We start from the raw sequence: 18253 nt of genomic DNA on the forward strand, positions 1-18253 counted from the left end.
TAGGTCAGGCTTACCTTAATTCAACCCGCAAGCCATTGCCACACCAGCTTGCAAGTCGTCCTGCAAGAGGTGCAACCGCCCGACAACCAGTGCTCAACCGCCCTGCCTTATCCCTATAGGTGAGCGAAGAGGGTAAAGATCATGGCGATGACAACCGGTACGGTTCTGGCAAGTGGCTCGGCGAGCGCGGCCAAGTTCTTCGTGGCGGCACTCGCCTTCACCGGAGCCTACGTGGGCCTGTCCGCCTACGGCACCGCGAACTCCGCTCCCGCTCCCGCGCCGGCCGTGAGCCAGCCGGTCCGCGAGCTGCCCCTCAGCACCACCACTACCGCGGCCGCCGCCACACAGGAGACCGCCACCGCCGGCCAGATCGGCATCAGCGCGCTGGCCACCGGCCCGAACTGCCTCAAGACGTTCGTGGCCCGCAGCCTCATCGTCAACCCGGCGCCCGACGAGGCGGTCTCCTACAACTGGCGGCTGTCGCGCTGGAACCCCGGCACCAACACCTGGCACACCTACCTGGTGGACTATTCGGGCTTCGCCGGCGCCGAGGAGAGCGCCGAGTGGGACCCGGCGATCGCCGCCAACCCCGGCTGGTACCGCGTCGAGCTCAGGGCCGAGGGCCTCAAGACCGTCAAGAGCGACCGTTTCCAGGTGAGTTGCTGACCGAGCGGCGCGCCGCCTCCACCCAGCGCGGCACGCCGACCCGCTGCGCCACCTCGAGCGCCTTGGTGTAGTGGTCGCGGGCGGCGTCGGGCTGGTCCAGCCGCACCGCGAGGTCGCCCAGCGTGAGCGCCACCGGCCAGAGCGCCACGACCCCGGTCCCGGCGCCCGCGATGCGGTCGGAGAACGGCTTGAGCTTGTCGTAGCAGTCGACCATCCGCTCCCGGTCGTCGAGCAGCATCCCGGCCAGCGCCCGCCACGTCATGGCGAGCTCGTACAGGAAGTCGGGCCGCACGGGCGGGCGCACGGCGGCGACCGCCTTGGCGTCGGCCACGTGCCCGGCCGAGGCCAGGGCCAGCGCGTAGGCGTCGAGCGTCCACTTGGCGCCGCGCTGGTGCGCCTCGGCCAGCAGCTCGACCGTCTCGGCCGCCCGGCCGGAGACCAGGTGGAGGCAGAACGTGGTGATCAGCGGCAGGTCCTGGCGGCCCTCCAGCATGCCCGCCCGCGCGGTCATCCTGGCGGCGTCGCGGTAGGCGCGCTCGGCGCCGGTGTAGTCGCCGGCGATCATCTGCCGCTGCCCGGCGTACCAGGCGTGCACCGCCGCCGGCGCCGGCAGGTCGTACTGCCTGGCGAGCTGGTCGGCCGCGGCCGCGTGCTCGTCGGCGACGGCGAACTCGCCGCGCGCGGCCGCGCACTCCAGCAGCACCAGATGGGCCAGCGCCTGCGTGGCGATCTGCCCGGAGCGCTCCGCCACGTCCAGCAGCTCACGGCCGATGCTCTCGCGGGTGTCGACGGCGGGGATGTCGTAGGACTGGCGCAGCCGCCCGCTCAGCGCCACCGCGATGAGCACCGGGTCGCCGCTCTGCCTGGCGACCTCGAGCGCCTCCAGCGACGCCTGGCGCCCCCTCTCGGGCGATGAGGAGCCCTCCAGCTCCAGCGCCAGGGTGGTCAGCAGGCTGGCGCGCAGCGACTGCTCCCCCTCGGGGAGCTCCATCAGCGCCTTCTCGGTGACGTCGACGATCTCCCACGCGGTGCGGGTGAAGTCGCGCGCGATGCCCTTGTGCGGCACGGCAAGCGAGGCCGCCACCCGCGCGGTCAGCTCCATGTCGCCCAGCGGCAGCGCGACGTCCATCGCGTCGCGCCGCAGCAGCCTGGCCGCGGACATGTCACCGCACAGAGCCAGCGCCTTGATCCGCCGCAGCATGAGCTGCAGGCGCTGCTTGGTGTCGCCGCTGGTGCGGTCGAAGGCGGCGATGGCCTGCTCCCAGAGCGTGGCCGCCTCGCGGTGCGCGAAGCGCCGCTCGGCCTGCTCGGCGGCCAGCCCCGCGTAGTGCACGGCCTTCTCGGCGGCGTCGGCGAGGAAGTAGTGGTGGGCGAGCGCGGCCACGTCGGACGGCGCGCGCCGCTCGATCACCGCCGCCACGGCGGCGTGCAGCCTGGTGCGGCGCAGCCGGGAGGCGTCGGAGTAAACGGTGTCGCGCACCAGGTCGTGGTCGAACCTGAGCATCCCCGGCCCCGGCTCGGTCACCAGCCCGGCCAGCAGGGCGGCCTCGACCGCCTCCACCACCGCGTCCTCGTCACCGGCGACGTCGACCAGCACGTCCACGTCCACGTCACGCCCGATCACGGCGGCCTGCAGCAGGATCTGCTGCGCGCCCGCGGGCAGCCGGGAGATGCGCCGCCGCAGCACGTCACGCACCCCGGACGGCACCCTCGACAGCACCTCGGCCGCGCTCGCCCGGTCGGCCGCGCCCTCGGCGTCGAGCAGGCGTACGGTCTCGCGGACGAAGAACGGGTTGCCGCCGGTGCGCTCGACGATCGACTCGACCGCGTCCTCCTCGATCTCGCGCACGCAGGTGGCCCTGACCAGCTCGGCCACGGCCTTCGGCTCCAGTCCGGACAGGCCCACCCGGACGGGACCGAGCCTCGCCAGCGCGGCCAGCACGTCGGCCTGGCGGTCGTCGAGCTCGCTCTCCCGGCACGTCACCACGAGCAGCACCCGGCTGGTCGCCAGCAGGCTCGGCAGGGCGCGCAGCAGCGCCAGCGTCTGGTCGTCGGCCCAGTGCAGGTCCTCCAGCGTCAGCAGGACCGGCGCCCGGCGCGCGACTCCTGCCAGGTAGCCGCCGACGGCCCGGTGCAGCCGGAAGCCACCCGACACCTCGTCGTCGTCGGGATCCGGCGCGGCGTCGTCGAGCAGCGGCGCGAGGAGCTGGGCGTACTCGCCCGCGCCCGTCGTCCCCACCAGCGTGCGCAGGATCTCCACCCAGGCCCAGCCGGGCGGGGTGGCGCTGGAGTCGGGGCAGGCGCCGGAGGCGGCCATCCAGCCGTCGGTGGTGAGCTGCATCCCGAGCCGGTGCAGCAGTGTGGTCTTGCCCGCGCCCGCCACACCGGTGACGATCGCCACCTGGAACCTGCCGGTGCGGGCGGCGGTGGTGGTGAGCCTGGCCAGCTCGGCGTTGCGGCCGACGAACGGCTCGGGCTCCAGCGGCGGCGGCTCGACCGGGGTGGCCGGCCGGGGCGGCCAGGTGTCGGCGACCGGGACCTGCCGCGACGTCCGCGGCGGCGGGGCCAGCTCCAGCTCCGGCGCCTGGGCGAGGATCTCGGACTCGAGCTTCCGCAGCGCGGGACCGGGGTCGATGCCGAGCTCGTCGGCCAGGATGCCGCGGGCCCTGCGCAGCGCGGCCAGCGCGTCGCCCTGCCTGCCGCACCGGTAGAGGCCGAGGGCGAGCAGCCGCCAGCCCTCCTCGCGCAGCGGATGCTCGGTGGTGAGAGCCTCCAGGTCGGGCACGGTCTCGGCGTGCATGCCCAGGCGCAGCCCGGTGTCGGAATGCCGCTCGCGCGCCACCAGCCGCAGCTCGGTCAGCCTGTTGACCTCGGCCTCGGCCCACTGCTGGTCGGCGAAGTCGGAGTAGGGGGTGCCGCGCCACAGGCCCAGCGCCTTCTCCAGCCGGCCCCTGGCGGACTGCGGATCGCCCTCCTCCAGGTGCTCGCCGGCCGCCCTGACGAGCTGCTCGAAGCGGAGCGCGTCGACCTGCTCGGAGGCCACCCGCAGCGCGTAGCCGGAGGCGACCGTCACCAGCAGCCGGTTGGGGCCGCCGCGCGGGCGGCCGGGCTCCAGCACCCTGCGCAGCCGCGAGATGTAGACCTGCAACCCCGACTGAGCGCCCTTGGCCGTGTCGTCGTCCCACAGGTCGTAAAGGAGCGTGTCAACTGGCACGACCTGACCTCTGGCCACGAGAAGCCGGGCGAGGACGGCCCGCTGCCGCAACCCGCCGAGGTCGAGTTCGTCGTCGTGTTCGTACGCCTCGACTGGCCCCAGAACTCGGAACGCCACCATGTCAGCCGCCACGCTATGCGTGCTTCCGAATCACGCACAAGGCCCGTGGTTGATAATCGCTTGTTCGGTTCGGGATAGTCACTGGGGGGCCTTCGAGATCGTGGACGGGGGCTGCGCGGCGGCGCCGCGGCTGTTGCGCCTGCGCAGAAGCGCCCACGCGCCCAGCGCGAGGCCGCCGAACGGGATCTCGACAGTGTAAGTCCAGAAGCCGAACAGCAGTGCAGTCGCGGTCGCCGGAGCGGCTCCCACCCCGAAGGCGGTCAGCAGGAGCACCACGCCCGACTCCATGATCCCGGCGCCGCTGGGCGTGACGAGCGCCGCGGTGAGCACCCTCGACAGGGCGAAGACGGCGATCGATTCGGCCAGTCCGGGATAGGCCCCGGTGGCGAGCATGCAGATGACCATGATCGCCCACTGGAGGACCAGGAAGGACGCCATGCCCAGCGACAGTCCCAGCCACCGGGTCCGGACGATCTCGGCGGTGTCCTTGCGCAGCTTGTCGAACGTCTCCGACGGCCGGGACTTCAGGCGTACGAGCCGCGCCAGGAAGTCCAGGCCCCTGCCGAGGACGGCGGCGGCCCGGTCCCAGTAGAGGGCCGCCGCGACCACCGCGCACAGGGCCAGGATGGAGGCGGCTCCGACCCAGCCGGCGTTCGCCACGGTCGGGTTGGGCGCCTGGCCCGCGATCAGCAGGGCGATGATCCCCACCGCGGGGAGGATGAACCTGAACAGGGTGTTCCACACGCCGCTGACCAGCGTCATGACCACGATGGGCCGGTTCGCGAAGCCCCACCCCCTGGTCATCGCGAAGGTGAGCGCCACCCCGGCCGCGCCGCCGAACGGCAGCAGGTTGCTCACCGCGCTGCCCGCGGCGTTGAGGGTGAGCGCCTGCAGGTTGTTCAGGCCGGGCAGGGAGCCGGTCAGCACGAACGTGTAGGCCAGCAGGCTCAGCAGCCACACCACCGCCATGATGGCGATCGTGCCGGCCTCCAGCCCGCCGAACACCGCGCCGATCTCGCGCCAGGAGACGGGCTTGCCGGTCAGCGCCTGCACGATCTGCGGCAGGTAGACCACCAGAAGCACCGCCAGTGCCAGAGACAGGGCGGACAAGGTGATCTGTAGCCACTTGTTCTTCATCGCATCCAGTCTGTCGGCCACGGGCCCCCGAGTGTGTCCTTATGGTGGACTATTTCGGCCAGGGGTCGAAGGGATGGCTCAGGCGGGTGCCGGGGGGCAGGTCGGGGCGGACGAACCATTCGGTGCCGAAGACCAGCCGGTAGAGCAGGCCGGGGACCTTCAGCATGACGGCCAGCGTGCGGTCGCTGTCGCCGCCGCTCGCCTGGGAGACGTGCGCGGCCATGGAGGCCCGCTTCTGCTTGGTGTAGCGGCGGACATTGACCCGGTGGGTGATCGTCTCGCTCGGGGAGTAGGCGCTTTCGAAGGTCCGTACGTCGAACTCCGGCGGGAACTTGTAGACCCGGCCCGCCATCCTCAGCAGCTTGACCAGCGGATCGCGGTTGACCGTCGCCTCCAGGACGATCTCCGTGCCGGCGATCTGCGCCGCCCGCCTGCCGACCCGGTGCACCTGCACGTGATCCGGATGGCCGTAGCCGCCGGCCGGGTCGTAGATCGACAGCAGGTCGGCGTCCTCCTCCTGCAGGATCGCGGCGAGCGCCTTGGCGGCCTTCTCCGTGTCGGCGTCGATGAAGGCGTTGTCCGGGCGCTCCTCCGCCACGCCGCCCTGCGGGCTCAGCCCGGAGTCGCCGTAGCCGAGGCACTCCACGCGGGCGCAACCGAGCACGGCGGCGGACTCGTAGAGCTCCTTCAACCGGGTCTCGCCGAGCGCCTCGCCGGGCCGCGTCTCGGCCAGGCCACGCTCGCCCGCGGTGGCCACCACGAGCACCACGCGGTGCCCTTCGGCCGCGAGCATGGCCATCGTGCCCGCCGTCAGCAGGGCCTCGTCGTCGGGATGGGCATGGAAGAACACAGCGGTACGTGGAGGCACAGGGCCAGATTAGTCTGGGAGGGGTGCGGATCTTTCACGTGAGTGACTGTTACCTGCCGCGGCTCGGCGGGATCGAGGTGCAGGTCGCCGATCTCGTCCGGATGCAGCGTGAGTCCGGTCACGACGTCGAGGTGGCCACGGCGACGCGTGGGGAGTCGCTGCCCGGCGTGCACAGGATCGTCGCCCGGATGCCCTTCGACCTGCCGGTGCACCCCTTCGGAGTGAGACATCTCACGCGGCGGCTGGCGCTGTCGCGGCCCGAGGTGGTGCACGTGCACATGGGGGCGGTCTCGCCGTTCGCCTGGATGGGGGTGCGCGCCGCCGTGCGGGCCGGGCTGCCCTGCGTGGTCACGGTGCACAGCATGTGGGACCCGCTCACGCGCGCCCTCTACCGGCTGCTCGGGCTCGTGTACGGCTGGCGGCGGTGGCCGGTGGTGGCCACCACGGTCAGCAACGCCGCGGCCGTGCCCATCCGCTCGGTCGCCGGCCCGCGGGTGCCGGTGCACGTGGTGTCCAACGGCCTCGACCTGTCCGGCTGGCGGGCCGGGCCGGCGGCGAGCCGGGCATCCGCCGAGCCGCACGCCGAGCCGCGTGTCGAGCCGCACGCCGAGGTGCACATCGTCGCTGTCGGCCGCCTCGCGCCCCGTAAGCAGCCGGTGCGCCTGCTCAAGCTGCTCGCCTCGGCGCGCTCGCGGGTCCCGGCGGCCGTCCCGTTGCGGGCCACCGTGGTCGGCGACGGCCCGGCCCGCGCGTCGATGGAGCGCTATCTGGCCAGGCACGGCATGTCCGACTGGGTCTCGCTGCCCGGCCGCTACACCCGTGAGCAGATCGCCAAGGTCCTGGAGTCCGCCGACGTGTTCGTGGCGCCCGCGCCGCGCGAGTCGTTCGGCATCGCCGCCCTGGAGGCGCGCGCGGCGGGGCTCCCGGTGGTCGCGCGGGCGCAGAGCGGCGTCGCGGACTTCGTCTCGCACGGCACCGAGGGGCTGCTCGGCCGCGACCTCGGCGACCTGGCCGAGGCGGTGGCCAGGCTCAGCGTCGACGCCGGGCTGCGCGCTCGCATCACCGCCCGCAACCGGTCCACCCCGCCCGCCGCGGGTTCGTGGCAGGTGGTCCTGGCGGGCTTCGACCGGGCCTACGCCGAGGCGGTCGGCAGGCGGCCGCGCAGCAGCGTGTAGCCGGGGGTGGCGAAGTCGCCGCCCTGCGGTGTGCCCTCGGTGAAGAACGACTCCGCGCCCTCGATCCTGTAGCCCTCGGCGTCGTCCACCGGGCGATAGCCGAGCTCGTCCGGCAGCTCCCAGAAGGCGCGGGTGTTGGCCGAGACGGCGTAGGCGGCGGCGAACCGCACGCCGGGATGCCGCAGGGCGGCCAGCACGAACCCGGCGCAGTCCCTCGGGCTGAGCCAGGTGGCCAGGTGGCGGGCCTCGGTGGGCTCCGGCTCCAGGCTGCCGATGCGCAGGCAGACGACCTCAAGCCCGAACTTGTCGGCGTAGAGGCGTCCGAGGGCCTCGACTGCGGCCTTGCTGACCCCGTACAGCCCGTCGGGCCGGACGGGATCCTGTGGCGACACCGTGCGGGTCGCGGGATAGAGGCCCGTGAGGCGGTTGCTGCTGGCCAGCACCACGCGGCGGACGCCGGTGAGGCGGGCGGCCTCCAGGACGTGGTGCGCGCCGAGCACGTTGGCCTGGAGCAGGTCGGGCAGGGGCGCCTCGTCGGGGATCCCGGCCAGGTGGACGACCCCGTCGGCGCCCTCGATGACGGCGGCCACGTCCTCGGCGCTGGACAGGTCGGCCTGCCGTACCTCCTCGTTGGCCGCCTCGGCGGTCAGCGGCTCGCGGTCGACCAGGACCAGGCGGCGCGCCTCGGCGCGCAGCGGGCCGCGGAGGACGGACCCGACCAGCCCGGCGGCCCCTGTCAACACGATCGTTTCCATGTGTATATTGTTACCATGGTACCAGGGGAGCGGACGCAGACCGGGCTCCGCGTGGAGAAGAACCTGCTCAAGGTCCTCAAGGGCCTGGCCGAATATCTCGACATGTCCCTCGGCGATCTCGTCGAAGGCATCACCCTGCACGCCTTCGAGGGGCGCGTGCCCTTCTCCTCCGAGACGCTGGAGAAGATCGGCCAGCTCAAGTCGGTCTACGGCCTGACGATGACCGCCGACGACGCCCACCGGCTGGTGGACAGGTGAGCGGGGCGCAGTTCTCCCTCACCGGGCAGGTGGCGGTGGCCCTGCCGCCTCACGAGGCGCTCCAGCTGTTCACGCCGCGCGGCGAGGAGCGGTGGGTGCGGGGCTGGCGACCGCGGTTCCCGATGCAGGGAGCCGACGACGCCGCGCCGGGGACCGTGTTCGAGACCGACTCCCACGGCGAGCGCACCATCTGGGTCGTGGTCGAGCGCCAGGAGGGCTTCCGCATCTCCTACGCCCGGGTGACGCCGGGCTCGCGGGCCGGCACGGTCACCGTGACGGTGAGCGACGACACCCGGGGAGGCGCCACCGCCCAGGTCACCTACGAGCTCACCGCCCTGTCCCCGCAGGGCGCGCGGGAGCTGCGCGGATTCGCCGACGGCTACCCGGACCTCCTCCGGTCATGGGAGGAGGCCATCGCCGCCGAGCTCAGGTCCCGCCCGCCGAACGCGGCGACCCGCGCGTAGGCGCCGTCAGTCGCGGCGGAGGACCACGTAGCCGTCGCGCTCGAAGACCTTCGTGTAGCCCTCCGACACCAGCCGGTCGACCTGGGCGAGCTGATCCTCCGGCCGGCCGAAGGGAAACTCCCAGCGAGCGGTGTCGGCCACCACCCAGGGGGCGCCGTTCGGCCGGGCGGTCCACAGCAGGACGGTGGCGCGGCCTGTCAGGGCGGGCCCCAGTGAGTTGACGGCCTCGACCGTCACCCCGGAGGGGATCTTGCGGACGGCCTCGTCAGCGGCGGCGATCTTGACCGGGTCGCCCTTGTAGAAGCTCGGGTGGTAGAGCTGGTCCAGGGCGAAGCGGGGGACCAGGGTCAGGGCTGTCACGGCCACCGCCACCGCCCAGGCCAGCTTGAGCGAGCGGTCGTCGGCCCGGCCGAGCCGGCGCAGGAGCCTGGCCAGGCCGTCCACCCCCGCACAGAAGAGGATCACCACGACGAACGCGTTGTAGTGGAAGTCCGACTGCCACCACAGGGCGCGGTCCGACAGCATGCGCTCGAGCACCATCGGCAGGGCCACCAGCGACAGCGGCGACAGCAGGCAGAGCAGAAGCGTGGGCCAGGCCAGCAGGAACAGCGTGTCGACCTTGGCCTCGTCGCTGAACGGCAGCAGGAGCGCGGCCAGGGGGGCGCGCAGGATGCCCAGCACCGCGCCGGGCAGGTCGGCGCCGAGGTGGCCGTAGGCCCAGAAGTCCTTGGCGTCGCCGCCCAGCAGGGGGATGAGCGCGCCGCGCGAAACCATGATCCCGGCCAGGCCGATCACGGCGCAGCACACGCCGCGGAAGCGGTCGCCGACCCAGAAGAGGTAGGCGCCGAAGCCGATCACCATGAGTCCCATGTCCTCCTTGACCAGGAGGAGCCCGAACATGGCGAGGAAGGCGGGCAACTGCTTGCCCGCCTGGTAGCGCTCGATCATGATCGCGGAGAGCAGGGGGACGAACATGACCTCGTGCGCGTCGAACGAGACCGCCTGCGCGACCGGCCACGACAGCGCGTAGGCCACCGCCACGAGGTAGGCGGGGGCGGTCCCGAGCAGCCGCCGGGTGAACAGCCAGATGAACGGGATGGCCGCCGCGAACAGCAGCGCCTGCGCGACGATCAGCGTCCCCGGTCCGTCGTGCACCCAGTAGAGCGGCGCCAGCACGGCGTGGATGGGGGAGAAGTGGTCGGCCAGTTGCGGGTAGTCCAGCCCCCGATCGTGGAACGCCCCCAGGACAGGCACGAACGGAGGCCGGAACCCGGCGTAGTTGCGCACGGCCTGGTCGAGGATGACCAGGTCGAACGTGGTCGCCCGGTAGGTGGCCAGCTTCACCAGGCCGATCACGGCGTAGACCGTGGCCGCCACCAGGCTGATGAGGCCGACGCGCGCCCGATGCCCGTGCAGGCGGGCGGTCCATTTCGAGAGGGCGGCGGCGGTCGCCCCCGACCGCGCCGTCGACGTGTCGCCCGTCACGGGCAGCAAGACTAGCCGATCAGTTTACGGCGATTTGCCTGATAGGTCGGTCTGTACTGCGATCAGCTCCGTCACCGGGCGACGCCGCACGATCCGCAACAGCCGGTCGCCTGGTCGTTCGCCGGATCCCGGCCGCGTGACCCCTCACGCACCACTCCTCCTGACCTCGACCAGGATCAGCCATGGGGGTCCAGGCCGTTGCGATCGAGTGCTGCTCGGATCTGGCTGAGCCACTCTGTACCCAGCCGGCGCCCGTTCGGGAGTTGGTCGCCTCGATCCCAGCGCCACGTTGTGATCATCGCCAGCACGAGGATCCGGCACTCGCGGAGCAAGCCTTGATCGACACCCGGATAGTGCTCGCCGACTTCTTCGGGCGCATGGGCGAGGTCGAATTCGACAGGCCCACGGCAGCACGTCTCGAGGTCTATGAACAGCAGCCCGTTCTTCGTGGTGAGCACGTTGCCCGGATGCGGCTCGCCGTGCAGTAGCTGCTCGGCGCCGCCGCGCGCGCCGATCCTGCGCCTCAGGCTTCGTAACGTGCCGCCGAGCAGCTCCCGGTCCGCGTCGGCGAGCGCCGGAGTGCGGTCGCGGCTCGCCACGAGTTGTTGGGCCTGCTCGACTCGATCCGTGAAGTGCGGCGTGGGGACGTCGAGCTTGCGCATGCCGGCATGCAGCCGCCCGAGCGCATGGGCGTAGTCGGCTGGTGAGGCCTCTCGAGGCGTCGCAGGTTCGTAGTAGGTCCACAGCGTGACCACGAAGCCATCACGCTCGTAGACGCGTGGCTCGACTCGAGGCTCGAGAGCAGCCACCGGGCTCTCGGATTCGGCGAGCCGTTGAGCAAGGTCGATCTCGAACTGTGCGACCTGATGCGCTACGGGTGCCACCCGGGCCAGGACGTCACAGGGCAGCAGACGCAGGGTGAGCTTGTTCGAGTCATGAAGAACGATCGCGTCGTCGACTGTCAGATCAAGTGATGAGGCGGTCGACATGGCCGCAGCCACTGCGCGCGAGACCTCCGACGCCTGCATCGTGTGCCTGGCCCTCTCCCGTGCGAGCTGCCGTACTCTCCAAGCGGTGCGACCTGGGCCACCGTACCAAGGTGTCGATGGAGAGCCGCCGTCGCGCGACGGCCGGGTGCGGCATGGGCTCACCAGCACCCCGCGGGACGGCGTGATCTCGCCGCTGTTGTGCAACGTCTGCCTCCCCCGGCTCGACCGAGCCGGGGATCAGGGAGATGGGGGTGCTGGTGCGCTCTGCCGACGACCCTGTGGTGATGCGCTGGTCGCGCAGCCAGGCCGAACGGGCGCCGGCCCGTCTGGTGGGGCTGCTGGCCGGGCTCGGCCTGGAGCCGAAGGCGGCTGGTGGGCTCGCGGGGCGATCGGGGCAGGCCGAAGGTGGTGTTCCTGGCCGGCCGTCCCGCACCGCGTTCGGGGCGCCCCTGGCGATGGCTTCGGCGTAGGCGGCCGAGCCGCCGCGGCACATGATCTGGAGACCAGGGTGCTCGCGCTGTCCCGCCGTCGACTTGACCTTGCGGTCGGGCGGCACATCGCCCGCACCCGCAGGACTTCCTGCTCCGACTCACCTGCTCGATGACCACATCAAGCCCGGCGGCACACTACGTCACCGCCGGATTGGTGTCAGAGCCCACGATGCGGTGCGGTCGATCAGGTGCAGGCGGCCTGGATCTTCGTCACGAATCCCTGCAACTTCTGAACTGAGTCCATTGTCGCAGTCGGGTTCTGCGCGTCGATTTTCATGCCTTCGAGCCCGGAGGCCAGGTCGTTGAGGGCGGAACCGAGCTCACCGTCGTAGTCGGCAGCAAGGGTTTTGACCTTCGCGGAGGCCTCTGCTCCGGCCGTCTCAAGTGCCTTGGGGTCAGCGGCGGCCGTAGCCATCGACTTGTTGAAGTCAGTCATGATCGTCGTTACTTCCTGACTGACCGTGTTGCAGTCCACGGCGGTGCCGATGGCACCACAGGCAGTGGTGAGCAAGGCGAAACTAAGCGTCGCGGACGCGATGGCGAGGCGACGGCGGGTGGTGGTCATGGCTTCGGTGCCCTTCGTTGGGGGGAGACAAAAAGGGATCTTAAGCCCACAACCTTGACCGACGCTTGCACCCCAATAACACCGTGGGCATCAAGCTGGCGTAAAGCCAGGTAGCGGGACCGGGAAAGGCTGCCTCTTGACAGCCTTCATGGCCGAGCTGACCATGTCGCATATAGAGCAACTCGGTGCGTATTACGCAACAAGGAGTGTCGGTTGACCAGCACATCGAGCTTGATCTCCACGCTGCCCGGACGCTCCTACACCGAGCCGGCGGTGTTCGCCGAGGAGCAGGCCAAGATCTTCGAAGCCCTCTGGTTCTGCGCGGTCCGATCGGACGAGCTCGGCAAGCCGGGCGCCTTCAGGACCGTCCAGGTGGGCAGGGAGAACGTGATCGTGGTCCGGGGCCGCGACGGGCACTTACGCGCCTTCCTCAACGTCTGCAGGCACCGCGGCGCCCGCCTCTGCATGGAGGAGGGCGGCGAGGTCAAGCGGACCATCAGGTGCGCCTACCACGCCTGGTCCTACGACCTCGACGGCACGCTCGTGGCCGCCCCGAACCTGGTGAAGATGCCCGACGTCGACCGCGTCGAGTACGGCCTGATCCCGGTGCGCCTGCGCGAGTGGCTCGGCTACGCATGGGTTTGCCTGGCCGACGACCCGCCCTCGTTCGAGGAGACGGTGACCTACGCGGCCGTCGAACGGCTGGGCGATCCGGCCGCGATCGAGCACTACCACGTGGACCGCCTCGCCCTGGGCCGGCGCATCCGCTACGACGTGCGGGCCAACTGGAAGCTCATCGTCGAGAACTTCATGGAGTGCTATCACTGCGCCACCATCCACCCCGAGCTGACCGCGGTGCTGCCCGAGTTCGCCGGAGGCTACGCGGCGCAGTACTACGTCGGCCACGGGGCGGAGTTCGCCCCGCGGGCAAAGGGGTTCACCGTGGACGGCAGCCCCGGCTTCGGCAGGCTGCCCGACCTCTCGGACGAGCAGGACCGGCGCTACTACGCGATCACCGTCAAGCCGCAGGTGTTCGTCAACCTGGTGCCCGACCACGTGATCATGCACCGGATGTACCCGCTGGCCGCCGACCGCACGGTCGTGGAGTGTGACTGGCTCTACCACCCCGACGTGGTGGCCTCGGGGGCCGACCTGTCGCTTTCCGTCGAGCTGTTCCACCGGGTCAACGAGCAGGACTTCGACGCCTGCGAGCGGACCCAGCCCGGCATGTCGTCACGCGCCTACAGGGCGGGCGGTGTGCTGGTGCCCAGCGAGCACCACATCTCCGCCTTTCACGACTGGGTGAACCAGCGCTTGCGCGGATAGCGGATCGCGAGCTGGCCGTACTTGGTCTCGCCGAGCACCACCACGTGCAGGACGCCGGGGCGGGGCCGCCCCGGCACGTCGGCGGTCGAAGCGGTGCCGTACGTGGCCCGGAAGGCGTCGATGTTCGCGGTGGCGCCCGGCGGCAGCACGATCTTGGCGGAGCCGTACTTGAGAGCGAGCTCGATCTCGACGACCGGGTGGAGGATGATCGCCTCCGAGAGGTCGAGGTGGGCGCCGCCGTGCTTGGTGGCGATGCGCAGGCGGCGCGGGACCGCCCAGTCACCCGTGCGCTTGATGTGGTCGTGCACGGTCTCCAGGGCGACGGCCTCGGCCGGCGCCTCGGCGGGGAGGTCCTCGACCAGCTTGGTCAAGTCCGCGTAAATCTTGGCTGTCAGGGCCAGGCCCAGCCGATCCTCCAGTTCGAGGTGGTCGAGCCGGCCTTCGGTGAAGGCCTGTTGTAGCTGCTGAGCGATGCGCTCCCGATCCGCGTCGGAGGCGCGGATCTGCATGTCCGACATGCTTCGAGCATAGGTACACCCGGCTCAAAACGGGAGCAACTTGCCCGAGGGAGTGCGCAGATCGAGGGGGAGCGGCCGGCGGGGAGGCCGGGGGCGCTGGACGATCTGTTGTCTCTTCACAATGAATAGCTACCCAACGCAGTGCCTTGAACTCCTCAACGACGGGTAGCGTGGTGAGCGATGTTGGCAGAACCGTTCGCGCACCCGGCCCTCCTCTATAGAGGCGATCGGGAATACGTCGCTGGCACGACTGACTTCATCCGAGAGGGCCTCGACGCCGGGGAGCCGGTGGCCGTCGCGGTTCCCGGGCGCAATCTCGAGCTGATCGAGCTGGCGCTGGGCACGGAGGCGAAGCGGGTCCTGCTGCTCGACATGACCGAGGCGGGCCGCAATCCGGGCCGGATCATCCCGGCCGTGCTGAGGGAGTTCGCCGACCGCCACCCGGACGAGCACGTGCGGATCATCGGGGAGCCGATCTGGCCGGGCCGCTCCGAGACCGAATATCCCGCGTGCGCCCAGCACGAAGCACTGATCAACTTCGCGTTCAGCGGCCGCCACGTCAGCATCCTGTGCCCGTACGACCTGGAGGGGCTCGACCCCCGGGTCATCCACGAGGCCGAGATCACGCATCCCGTGCTGCGCGACGGATCGGGCGAGTGGGTCAGTGTCCACTACGCGCCGCAACTGGTCGTCGACGGGCACAACCAGCCGCTCGGCGAGCCCGTCGACTTCGTGGCGCTCCGCTTCGACAGCACCAACCTGGCCGCGGCCCGCACGCTGGCCGCGAGCAGCGCCGCCGAGCTGGGGTTCGAGCCCGCCAAGGTCGACGACGTCCGCCTGGTGGTCGCCGAGCTGGGCGCCAACAGCCTCGACCACGGCGGCGGCAGCGGCGTGATCAGGGTCTGGCGCGAGGGCGACCGGCTGGTCTGCGAGGTGCGCGACTCGGGTCACATCACCGACCCGCTGGCCGGGCGCAAGCCGGTCGACCCGCGGGTGGCGGGCTCGCGCGGGCTGCTCATCGTCAACCTGCTCAGCGATCTGGTCCGGGTGCACACCCGGGCCGGCGCCACGGTCATCCGCGCCTACTTCGACCTGCCCGCGAGCTGAGCCGGGCGAGGTCAGGTCTCGATGCTCGCCATGTCCGGGTAGCGCGAGCCGCGTACCGCGTCCGCCGGCACGGCCTTCTCAAGAGCGGCGAGCTGCTCGGCGGTCAGCGTGATCGACGCCGCCGCGACGTTCTCCTCCAGATACTTCAGCCGCTTGGTGCCCGGGATCGGCACGATGTCGTCGCCCTGTGCCAGCACCCAGGCCAGGGCGAGCTGCGCCGCGGTGATCCCGGCCCGCTCCGCGATCTCGCGCACCCCCGCCACCAGGGCGGCGTTGTGCGCGGCGTTCTCGCCCGTGATCCGCGGCAGGTGCTTGCGGAAGTCGTCGTCGGGCAGTTCCTCGACGGGCGGCACGGCGCCGGTGAGGATGCCGCGGCTGATCGGCGAGTAGGCCACCAGCGCGACGCCCAGCTCCCGGGCCGCGGGCAGGATCTCCGCCTCGAGACCTCTGGTGAACAGCGAATACTCGCTCTGCAGGGCGGCGATCGGATGCACCGAGGTGGCCCTGCGCAGGGTCTCCGCGCTCACCTCCGACAGGCCGAGGTGCCTGACCTTGCCCTGGCTCACCAGCTCGCCCATCGCACCGACCGACTCCTCGATCGGCACCTCGGGGTCGCGGCGGTGCATGTAGTAGAGGTCGATGTGGTCGACGCCGAGGCGCTGGAGCGAGGCGTCGCAGGCGGCCCTGATGTATTCGGGGCTGTTCTCGACCGTCCGGGTGTCGCCGTCGCGCTTGATGCCGAACTTGGTGGCCAGCACCACCTCGTCGCGGCGGCCCTTGACGGCGCGGCCGACGAGCCGCTCGTTCTCCCCGCTGCCGTACATGTCGGCGGTGTCGAGGAAGTCGACGCCCAGGTCGAGAGCGCGGTGGATGACCGCTGTCGACTCCTTGTCGTCACCGGGGCCGTAGAACTCGGACATGCCCATGCAGCCCAGCCCGAGAGCCGACACCTGCGGGCCTCCGGGGCCCAGAGTGCGCTTGTTCATTCCTGCTCCCCTATGCGTGCCGGTCCTGGATCGCGCCGTCCTAAGCCTCGCCCGTGGCGGGCGCTCCAGGTCGAATCCCTACCGTCCCTGAGGGGGCGTGCCCTACCGGCGAGCGTATCCGCCCAGGTCATCGTGAGGCCCTCAGGGGTAGTACGACCGAAGTATTAGGGGATTGACCAGGGCCCGCTGGGGCCCATCTCCGATACTCGAAAAGGCCGTGTTCCACGAGCTTTGAGGCATGAAGGGTTTGCTTGTCAGTGGATTCACGGCCATCGGCACCGGGACCGGCGCCATGCTCACCTTGCACGCGGCAACGGGGCTCGACCCGCTGCACTCAGTGATCAGCGAGTACGCCTTCCAGGCGGCCGGCTGGATGCTCCCCCTTTCGCTGACGCTGTTCGCCTCCGGCTCGGCGCTGATCGCCGAGGCGCTGCGCAGGACCGGGGCCGATCGCTGGGTCGTGTCGCTGCTGCTGGCCTGGGGGGCGAGCATGTTCCTGATCGGCGCCTTCCCCACCGACCCTCCCGGGCTGCCGCTGTCGCTGTCGGGCGGCATCCACCGCTACGCCGCGTTCCTAGCCTTCCTGGTGATGCCGCTGGCGGGGCTGCTGCTGGCCAGGGCGGGCATCCGCCACGCCAGGATCGTGCGGATCCTCAGCACGGTCGCCCTGGGCGCGCTGGTGCTGGTCGTGATCCCGTACGTGGTGCGCATGTTCGGCATCCCGCTGGGCAACGACGACATCCCGGCCGGCCTCATCCAGCGGACCGTGGTCGTCACCGAGCTCGGCGTGCTGGCCCTGGCAGGCGTGTCGATGCTCGCCCCCTCCGCCCAGCGCTCCCGGGTCTCGCCCGCCCTGGCCTGATCCGAGGCGTGAACGGGCCGATATCGGTAAGAGGGAAGGCCTGATCACTTCTTGGAGGTAGCCGGTATGACCCTTCTCATCGCTTATGACGGTTCGGATGACGCCAAGACCGCGATCGCGTTCGCCGGCAGCCTTTTCCAGGGGCGGCCCGCCGTGGTGCTGACCGTGTGGGAGCGGCTGGCGATGACCACGGCCAGGGCGTCGGCCGGGCTGGTGATGACGATCGACAACTCGGCCGTCGAGGACGAGGCGATCGGCAAGGCCATGACCGAGCTGGCCGAGCAGGGAGCCGAGCTCGCCAGGCAGGCCGGGCTGGACGCCACACCGCGTTGCGAGGCCGACTCGGTCGCCGTGTGGTCGACGATCGTGGACGTGGCCGACGAGATCGACGCCACCGTGATCGTGACCGGCACCCGGGGCATGGGCGGGGTCCGGTCGCTGCTTCTCGGCAGCACCTCCGACCGCGTGCTCCACCACGCTCACCGGCCGGTGCTCGTGGTGCCCGGCCCGCAGCCCAGCTCCTAGGATCTCCCTCGCCCGGCGGATGGTGCATCGGCTATCCTGAAGGCTCCCGTCGATGGCTCGGGCGTGCCGCTGAAAGCGCCCACCACATGACAACCTTCGCGGAGGAGATCCGCCCGCACGCATGAGCGGGGTCAGGGTCCGTACGAGAAAAGACCTCAGGTCCGTCCGGCGGCGTCGCCCGCCGCGATGTCTGGGCCATCTGACCGTGGCACCGCTGTGGCCCATGCACGGCGTCAATCTGGGCACGCTGCTGCGCACCTGCGACGCGGTCGGGGCCTGCATGGCCGTGCCCCGCCTGCCTTGGGTGCCCGAAGCGCTGGCCAGGGGCAACACGCTGCGGTCCGGGGCGTGCGTGCACTGGGTGCGGCCCCTGCGATGGCTGCGGGAGCGGCGCGAGTCGGGCGACCGGGTGATCGGGGTGGAGCTGGCCGAAGAGGCGATCAGGCTGGCCGACCTGCCCATGGCCAGGCGACCGACGGTCGTGGTGCTGGGCCACGAGGCGTCCGGGATCCCCGGCGAGGCACTCGACCTGCTGGACGCCGTGGTCGAGATCCCGATGATCGGCACGGGCGACAGTCTCAACGTGGCGGTCGCCGGGTCGCTCGTGCTGTACAAACTCGCTGGGTTCGTCTGACGGCGGGCGTTACGCTGGGGGGCATGACGGCGCATCAGGTGATGACGGCCCCCTAGCGGGGCTCACCGGCGACGTCACGTTGAGGCCCAGCTACCGGGGGCCTCTCGT

19 protein-coding genes are annotated in these 18253 nt (G+C 71.0%); 10 read left to right on the forward strand and 9 right to left on the reverse strand.

Going from position 1 to position 18253, the window contains the following annotated elements:
• Window positions 1–147 precede the first annotated feature (147 nt).
• Entirely contained in the window at window positions 148–666 is a 519-nt protein-coding gene (locus V5E28_RS10385; RefSeq protein ID WP_336206253.1) for a hypothetical protein, read from the forward strand.
• On the opposite strand, the gene V5E28_RS10390 is transcribed toward V5E28_RS10385, so the two are convergent.
• From V5E28_RS10390 to V5E28_RS10400, 3 genes are all read right to left on the reverse strand, one after another.
• Window positions 635–4000, reverse strand: a complete 3366-nt coding sequence (locus tag V5E28_RS10390) for a BTAD domain-containing putative transcriptional regulator (protein WP_336206255.1) — start codon at window positions 3998–4000, stop codon at window positions 635–637. The two genes, V5E28_RS10385 and V5E28_RS10390, sit on opposite strands and share 32 nt — an antisense overlap.
• Before the next feature lie 78 nt (window positions 4001–4078).
• The gene (locus V5E28_RS10395; protein ID WP_336206257.1) at window positions 4079–5137 is read right to left on the reverse strand and encodes a lysylphosphatidylglycerol synthase domain-containing protein; all 1059 of its coding nucleotides are present in this window, start codon (window positions 5135–5137) and stop codon (window positions 4079–4081) included.
• A gap of 49 nt (window positions 5138–5186) precedes the next feature.
• Complete coding sequence (locus V5E28_RS10400) at window positions 5187–6005, reverse strand: PIG-L deacetylase family protein (protein ID WP_336206259.1); 819 nt, start codon at window positions 6003–6005, stop codon at window positions 5187–5189.
• A 38-nt stretch (window positions 6006–6043) separates the two neighbouring features.
• Here V5E28_RS10400 and V5E28_RS10405 point away from each other — a divergent pair, with 38 nt between their 5' ends.
• Complete coding sequence (locus tag V5E28_RS10405) at window positions 6044–7180, forward strand: glycosyltransferase family 4 protein (RefSeq protein ID WP_336206261.1); 1137 nt, start codon at window positions 6044–6046, stop codon at window positions 7178–7180.
• Here the strand turns inward: V5E28_RS10405 and V5E28_RS10410 are convergent.
• Entirely contained in the window at window positions 7138–7935 is a 798-nt protein-coding gene (locus V5E28_RS10410) for an NAD-dependent epimerase/dehydratase family protein (RefSeq protein WP_336206263.1), read from the reverse strand. The two genes, V5E28_RS10405 and V5E28_RS10410, sit on opposite strands and share 43 nt — an antisense overlap.
• A 15-nt stretch (window positions 7936–7950) precedes the next feature.
• Here V5E28_RS10410 and V5E28_RS10415 point away from each other — a divergent pair, with 15 nt between their 5' ends.
• Both V5E28_RS10415 and V5E28_RS10420 read left to right on the forward strand, forming a co-directional pair.
• Entirely contained in the window at window positions 7951–8193 is a 243-nt protein-coding gene (locus V5E28_RS10415) for a hypothetical protein (RefSeq protein ID WP_336206264.1), read from the forward strand.
• Window positions 8190–8657: a hypothetical protein gene (locus V5E28_RS10420; protein ID WP_336206265.1), complete on the forward strand. Its 468-nt coding sequence runs from the start codon at window positions 8190–8192 to the stop codon at window positions 8655–8657. The genes V5E28_RS10415 and V5E28_RS10420 overlap by 4 nt, the downstream gene beginning before the upstream one ends.
• A gap of 6 nt (window positions 8658–8663) precedes the next feature.
• Here the strand turns inward: V5E28_RS10420 and V5E28_RS10425 are convergent, their stop codons facing one another.
• The gene (locus tag V5E28_RS10425) at window positions 8664–10142 is read right to left on the reverse strand and encodes a DUF2079 domain-containing protein (RefSeq protein ID WP_336206267.1); all 1479 of its coding nucleotides are present in this window, start codon (window positions 10140–10142) and stop codon (window positions 8664–8666) included.
• Between the two features lie 176 nt (window positions 10143–10318).
• Entirely contained in the window at window positions 10319–11170 is an 852-nt protein-coding gene (locus V5E28_RS10430; protein ID WP_336206269.1) for a phosphotransferase enzyme family protein, read from the reverse strand.
• Between the two features lie 212 nt (window positions 11171–11382).
• On the opposite strand from V5E28_RS10430, the gene V5E28_RS10435 reads away from it, so the two are divergent.
• On the forward strand, window positions 11383–11601 hold the full coding sequence (locus V5E28_RS10435; RefSeq protein ID WP_336206270.1) for a hypothetical protein: 219 nt from the start codon (window positions 11383–11385) through the stop codon (window positions 11599–11601).
• Window positions 11602–11806: 205 nt separating this feature from the next.
• Here the strand turns inward: V5E28_RS10435 and V5E28_RS10440 are convergent, their stop codons facing one another.
• Window positions 11807–12187, reverse strand: coding sequence for a hypothetical protein (locus V5E28_RS10440; protein WP_336206271.1), 381 nt, complete (start codon window positions 12185–12187; stop codon window positions 11807–11809).
• Window positions 12188–12400: 213 nt separating this feature from the next.
• Here V5E28_RS10440 and V5E28_RS10445 point away from each other — a divergent pair, with 213 nt between their 5' ends.
• Complete coding sequence (locus V5E28_RS10445) at window positions 12401–13513, forward strand: aromatic ring-hydroxylating oxygenase subunit alpha (protein WP_336206273.1); 1113 nt, start codon at window positions 12401–12403, stop codon at window positions 13511–13513.
• Here V5E28_RS10445 and V5E28_RS10450 read toward each other — a convergent pair.
• Window positions 13480–14031 (reverse strand): DUF1707 SHOCT-like domain-containing protein, encoded by a 552-nt coding sequence (locus V5E28_RS10450; RefSeq protein ID WP_336206274.1) that lies wholly within the window; start codon window positions 14029–14031, stop codon window positions 13480–13482. The genes V5E28_RS10445 and V5E28_RS10450 overlap by 34 nt on opposite strands.
• A gap of 180 nt (window positions 14032–14211) precedes the next feature.
• Here V5E28_RS10450 and V5E28_RS10455 point away from each other — a divergent pair, with 180 nt between their 5' ends.
• A complete protein-coding gene (locus V5E28_RS10455) occupies window positions 14212–15138 on the forward strand; it encodes a sensor histidine kinase (RefSeq protein ID WP_336206277.1) in 927 nt (308 codons plus the stop codon).
• 11 nt (window positions 15139–15149) lie between these two features.
• On the opposite strand, the gene V5E28_RS10460 is transcribed toward V5E28_RS10455, so the two are convergent.
• Complete coding sequence (locus V5E28_RS10460) at window positions 15150–16124, reverse strand: aldo/keto reductase (protein ID WP_336206278.1); 975 nt, start codon at window positions 16122–16124, stop codon at window positions 15150–15152.
• 238 nt (window positions 16125–16362) lie between these two features.
• Here V5E28_RS10460 and V5E28_RS10465 point away from each other — a divergent pair, with 238 nt between their 5' ends.
• From V5E28_RS10465 to V5E28_RS10475, 3 genes are all read left to right on the forward strand, one after another.
• Window positions 16363–16986, forward strand: coding sequence for a DUF998 domain-containing protein (locus V5E28_RS10465; RefSeq protein ID WP_336206280.1), 624 nt, complete (start codon window positions 16363–16365; stop codon window positions 16984–16986).
• Between the two features lie 66 nt (window positions 16987–17052).
• Window positions 17053–17511: a universal stress protein gene (locus V5E28_RS10470; RefSeq protein ID WP_336206282.1), complete on the forward strand. Its 459-nt coding sequence runs from the start codon at window positions 17053–17055 to the stop codon at window positions 17509–17511.
• A gap of 205 nt (window positions 17512–17716) precedes the next feature.
• A complete protein-coding gene (locus V5E28_RS10475; RefSeq protein WP_336206284.1) occupies window positions 17717–18145 on the forward strand; it encodes a TrmH family RNA methyltransferase in 429 nt (142 codons plus the stop codon).
• Window positions 18146–18253 lie beyond the last annotated feature (108 nt).

This window comes from Nonomuraea sp. LPB2021202275-12-8 (assembly GCF_037044575.1).
Classification (GTDB): Bacteria; Actinomycetota; Actinomycetes; order Streptosporangiales; family Streptosporangiaceae; genus Nonomuraea.

Excerpts from the sequence above, each read along its gene's own strand:
- V5E28_RS10385 (WP_336206253.1), top strand. The coding sequence starts at position 148 with ATGACAACCGGTACGGTTCTGGCAAGTGGCTCGGCGAGCGCGGCCAAG.
- V5E28_RS10390 (WP_336206255.1), bottom strand. The coding sequence starts at position 4,000 with ATGGTGGCGTTCCGAGTTCTGGGGCCAGTCGAGGCGTACGAACACGAC.
- V5E28_RS10395 (WP_336206257.1), bottom strand. The coding sequence starts at position 5,137 with ATGAAGAACAAGTGGCTACAGATCACCTTGTCCGCCCTGTCTCTGGCA.
- V5E28_RS10410 (WP_336206263.1), bottom strand. The coding sequence starts at position 7,935 with ATGGAAACGATCGTGTTGACAGGGGCCGCCGGGCTGGTCGGGTCCGTC.
- V5E28_RS10415 (WP_336206264.1), top strand. The coding sequence starts at position 7,951 with ATGGTACCAGGGGAGCGGACGCAGACCGGGCTCCGCGTGGAGAAGAAC.
- V5E28_RS10430 (WP_336206269.1), bottom strand. The coding sequence starts at position 11,170 with ATGCAGGCGTCGGAGGTCTCGCGCGCAGTGGCTGCGGCCATGTCGACC.
- V5E28_RS10440 (WP_336206271.1), bottom strand. The coding sequence starts at position 12,187 with ATGACCACCACCCGCCGTCGCCTCGCCATCGCGTCCGCGACGCTTAGT.
- V5E28_RS10450 (WP_336206274.1), bottom strand. The coding sequence starts at position 14,031 with ATGTCGGACATGCAGATCCGCGCCTCCGACGCGGATCGGGAGCGCATC.
- V5E28_RS10455 (WP_336206277.1), top strand. The coding sequence starts at position 14,212 with ATGTTGGCAGAACCGTTCGCGCACCCGGCCCTCCTCTATAGAGGCGAT.
- V5E28_RS10460 (WP_336206278.1), bottom strand. The coding sequence starts at position 16,124 with ATGAACAAGCGCACTCTGGGCCCCGGAGGCCCGCAGGTGTCGGCTCTC.
- V5E28_RS10465 (WP_336206280.1), top strand. The coding sequence starts at position 16,363 with ATGAAGGGTTTGCTTGTCAGTGGATTCACGGCCATCGGCACCGGGACC.
- V5E28_RS10470 (WP_336206282.1), top strand. The coding sequence starts at position 17,053 with ATGACCCTTCTCATCGCTTATGACGGTTCGGATGACGCCAAGACCGCG.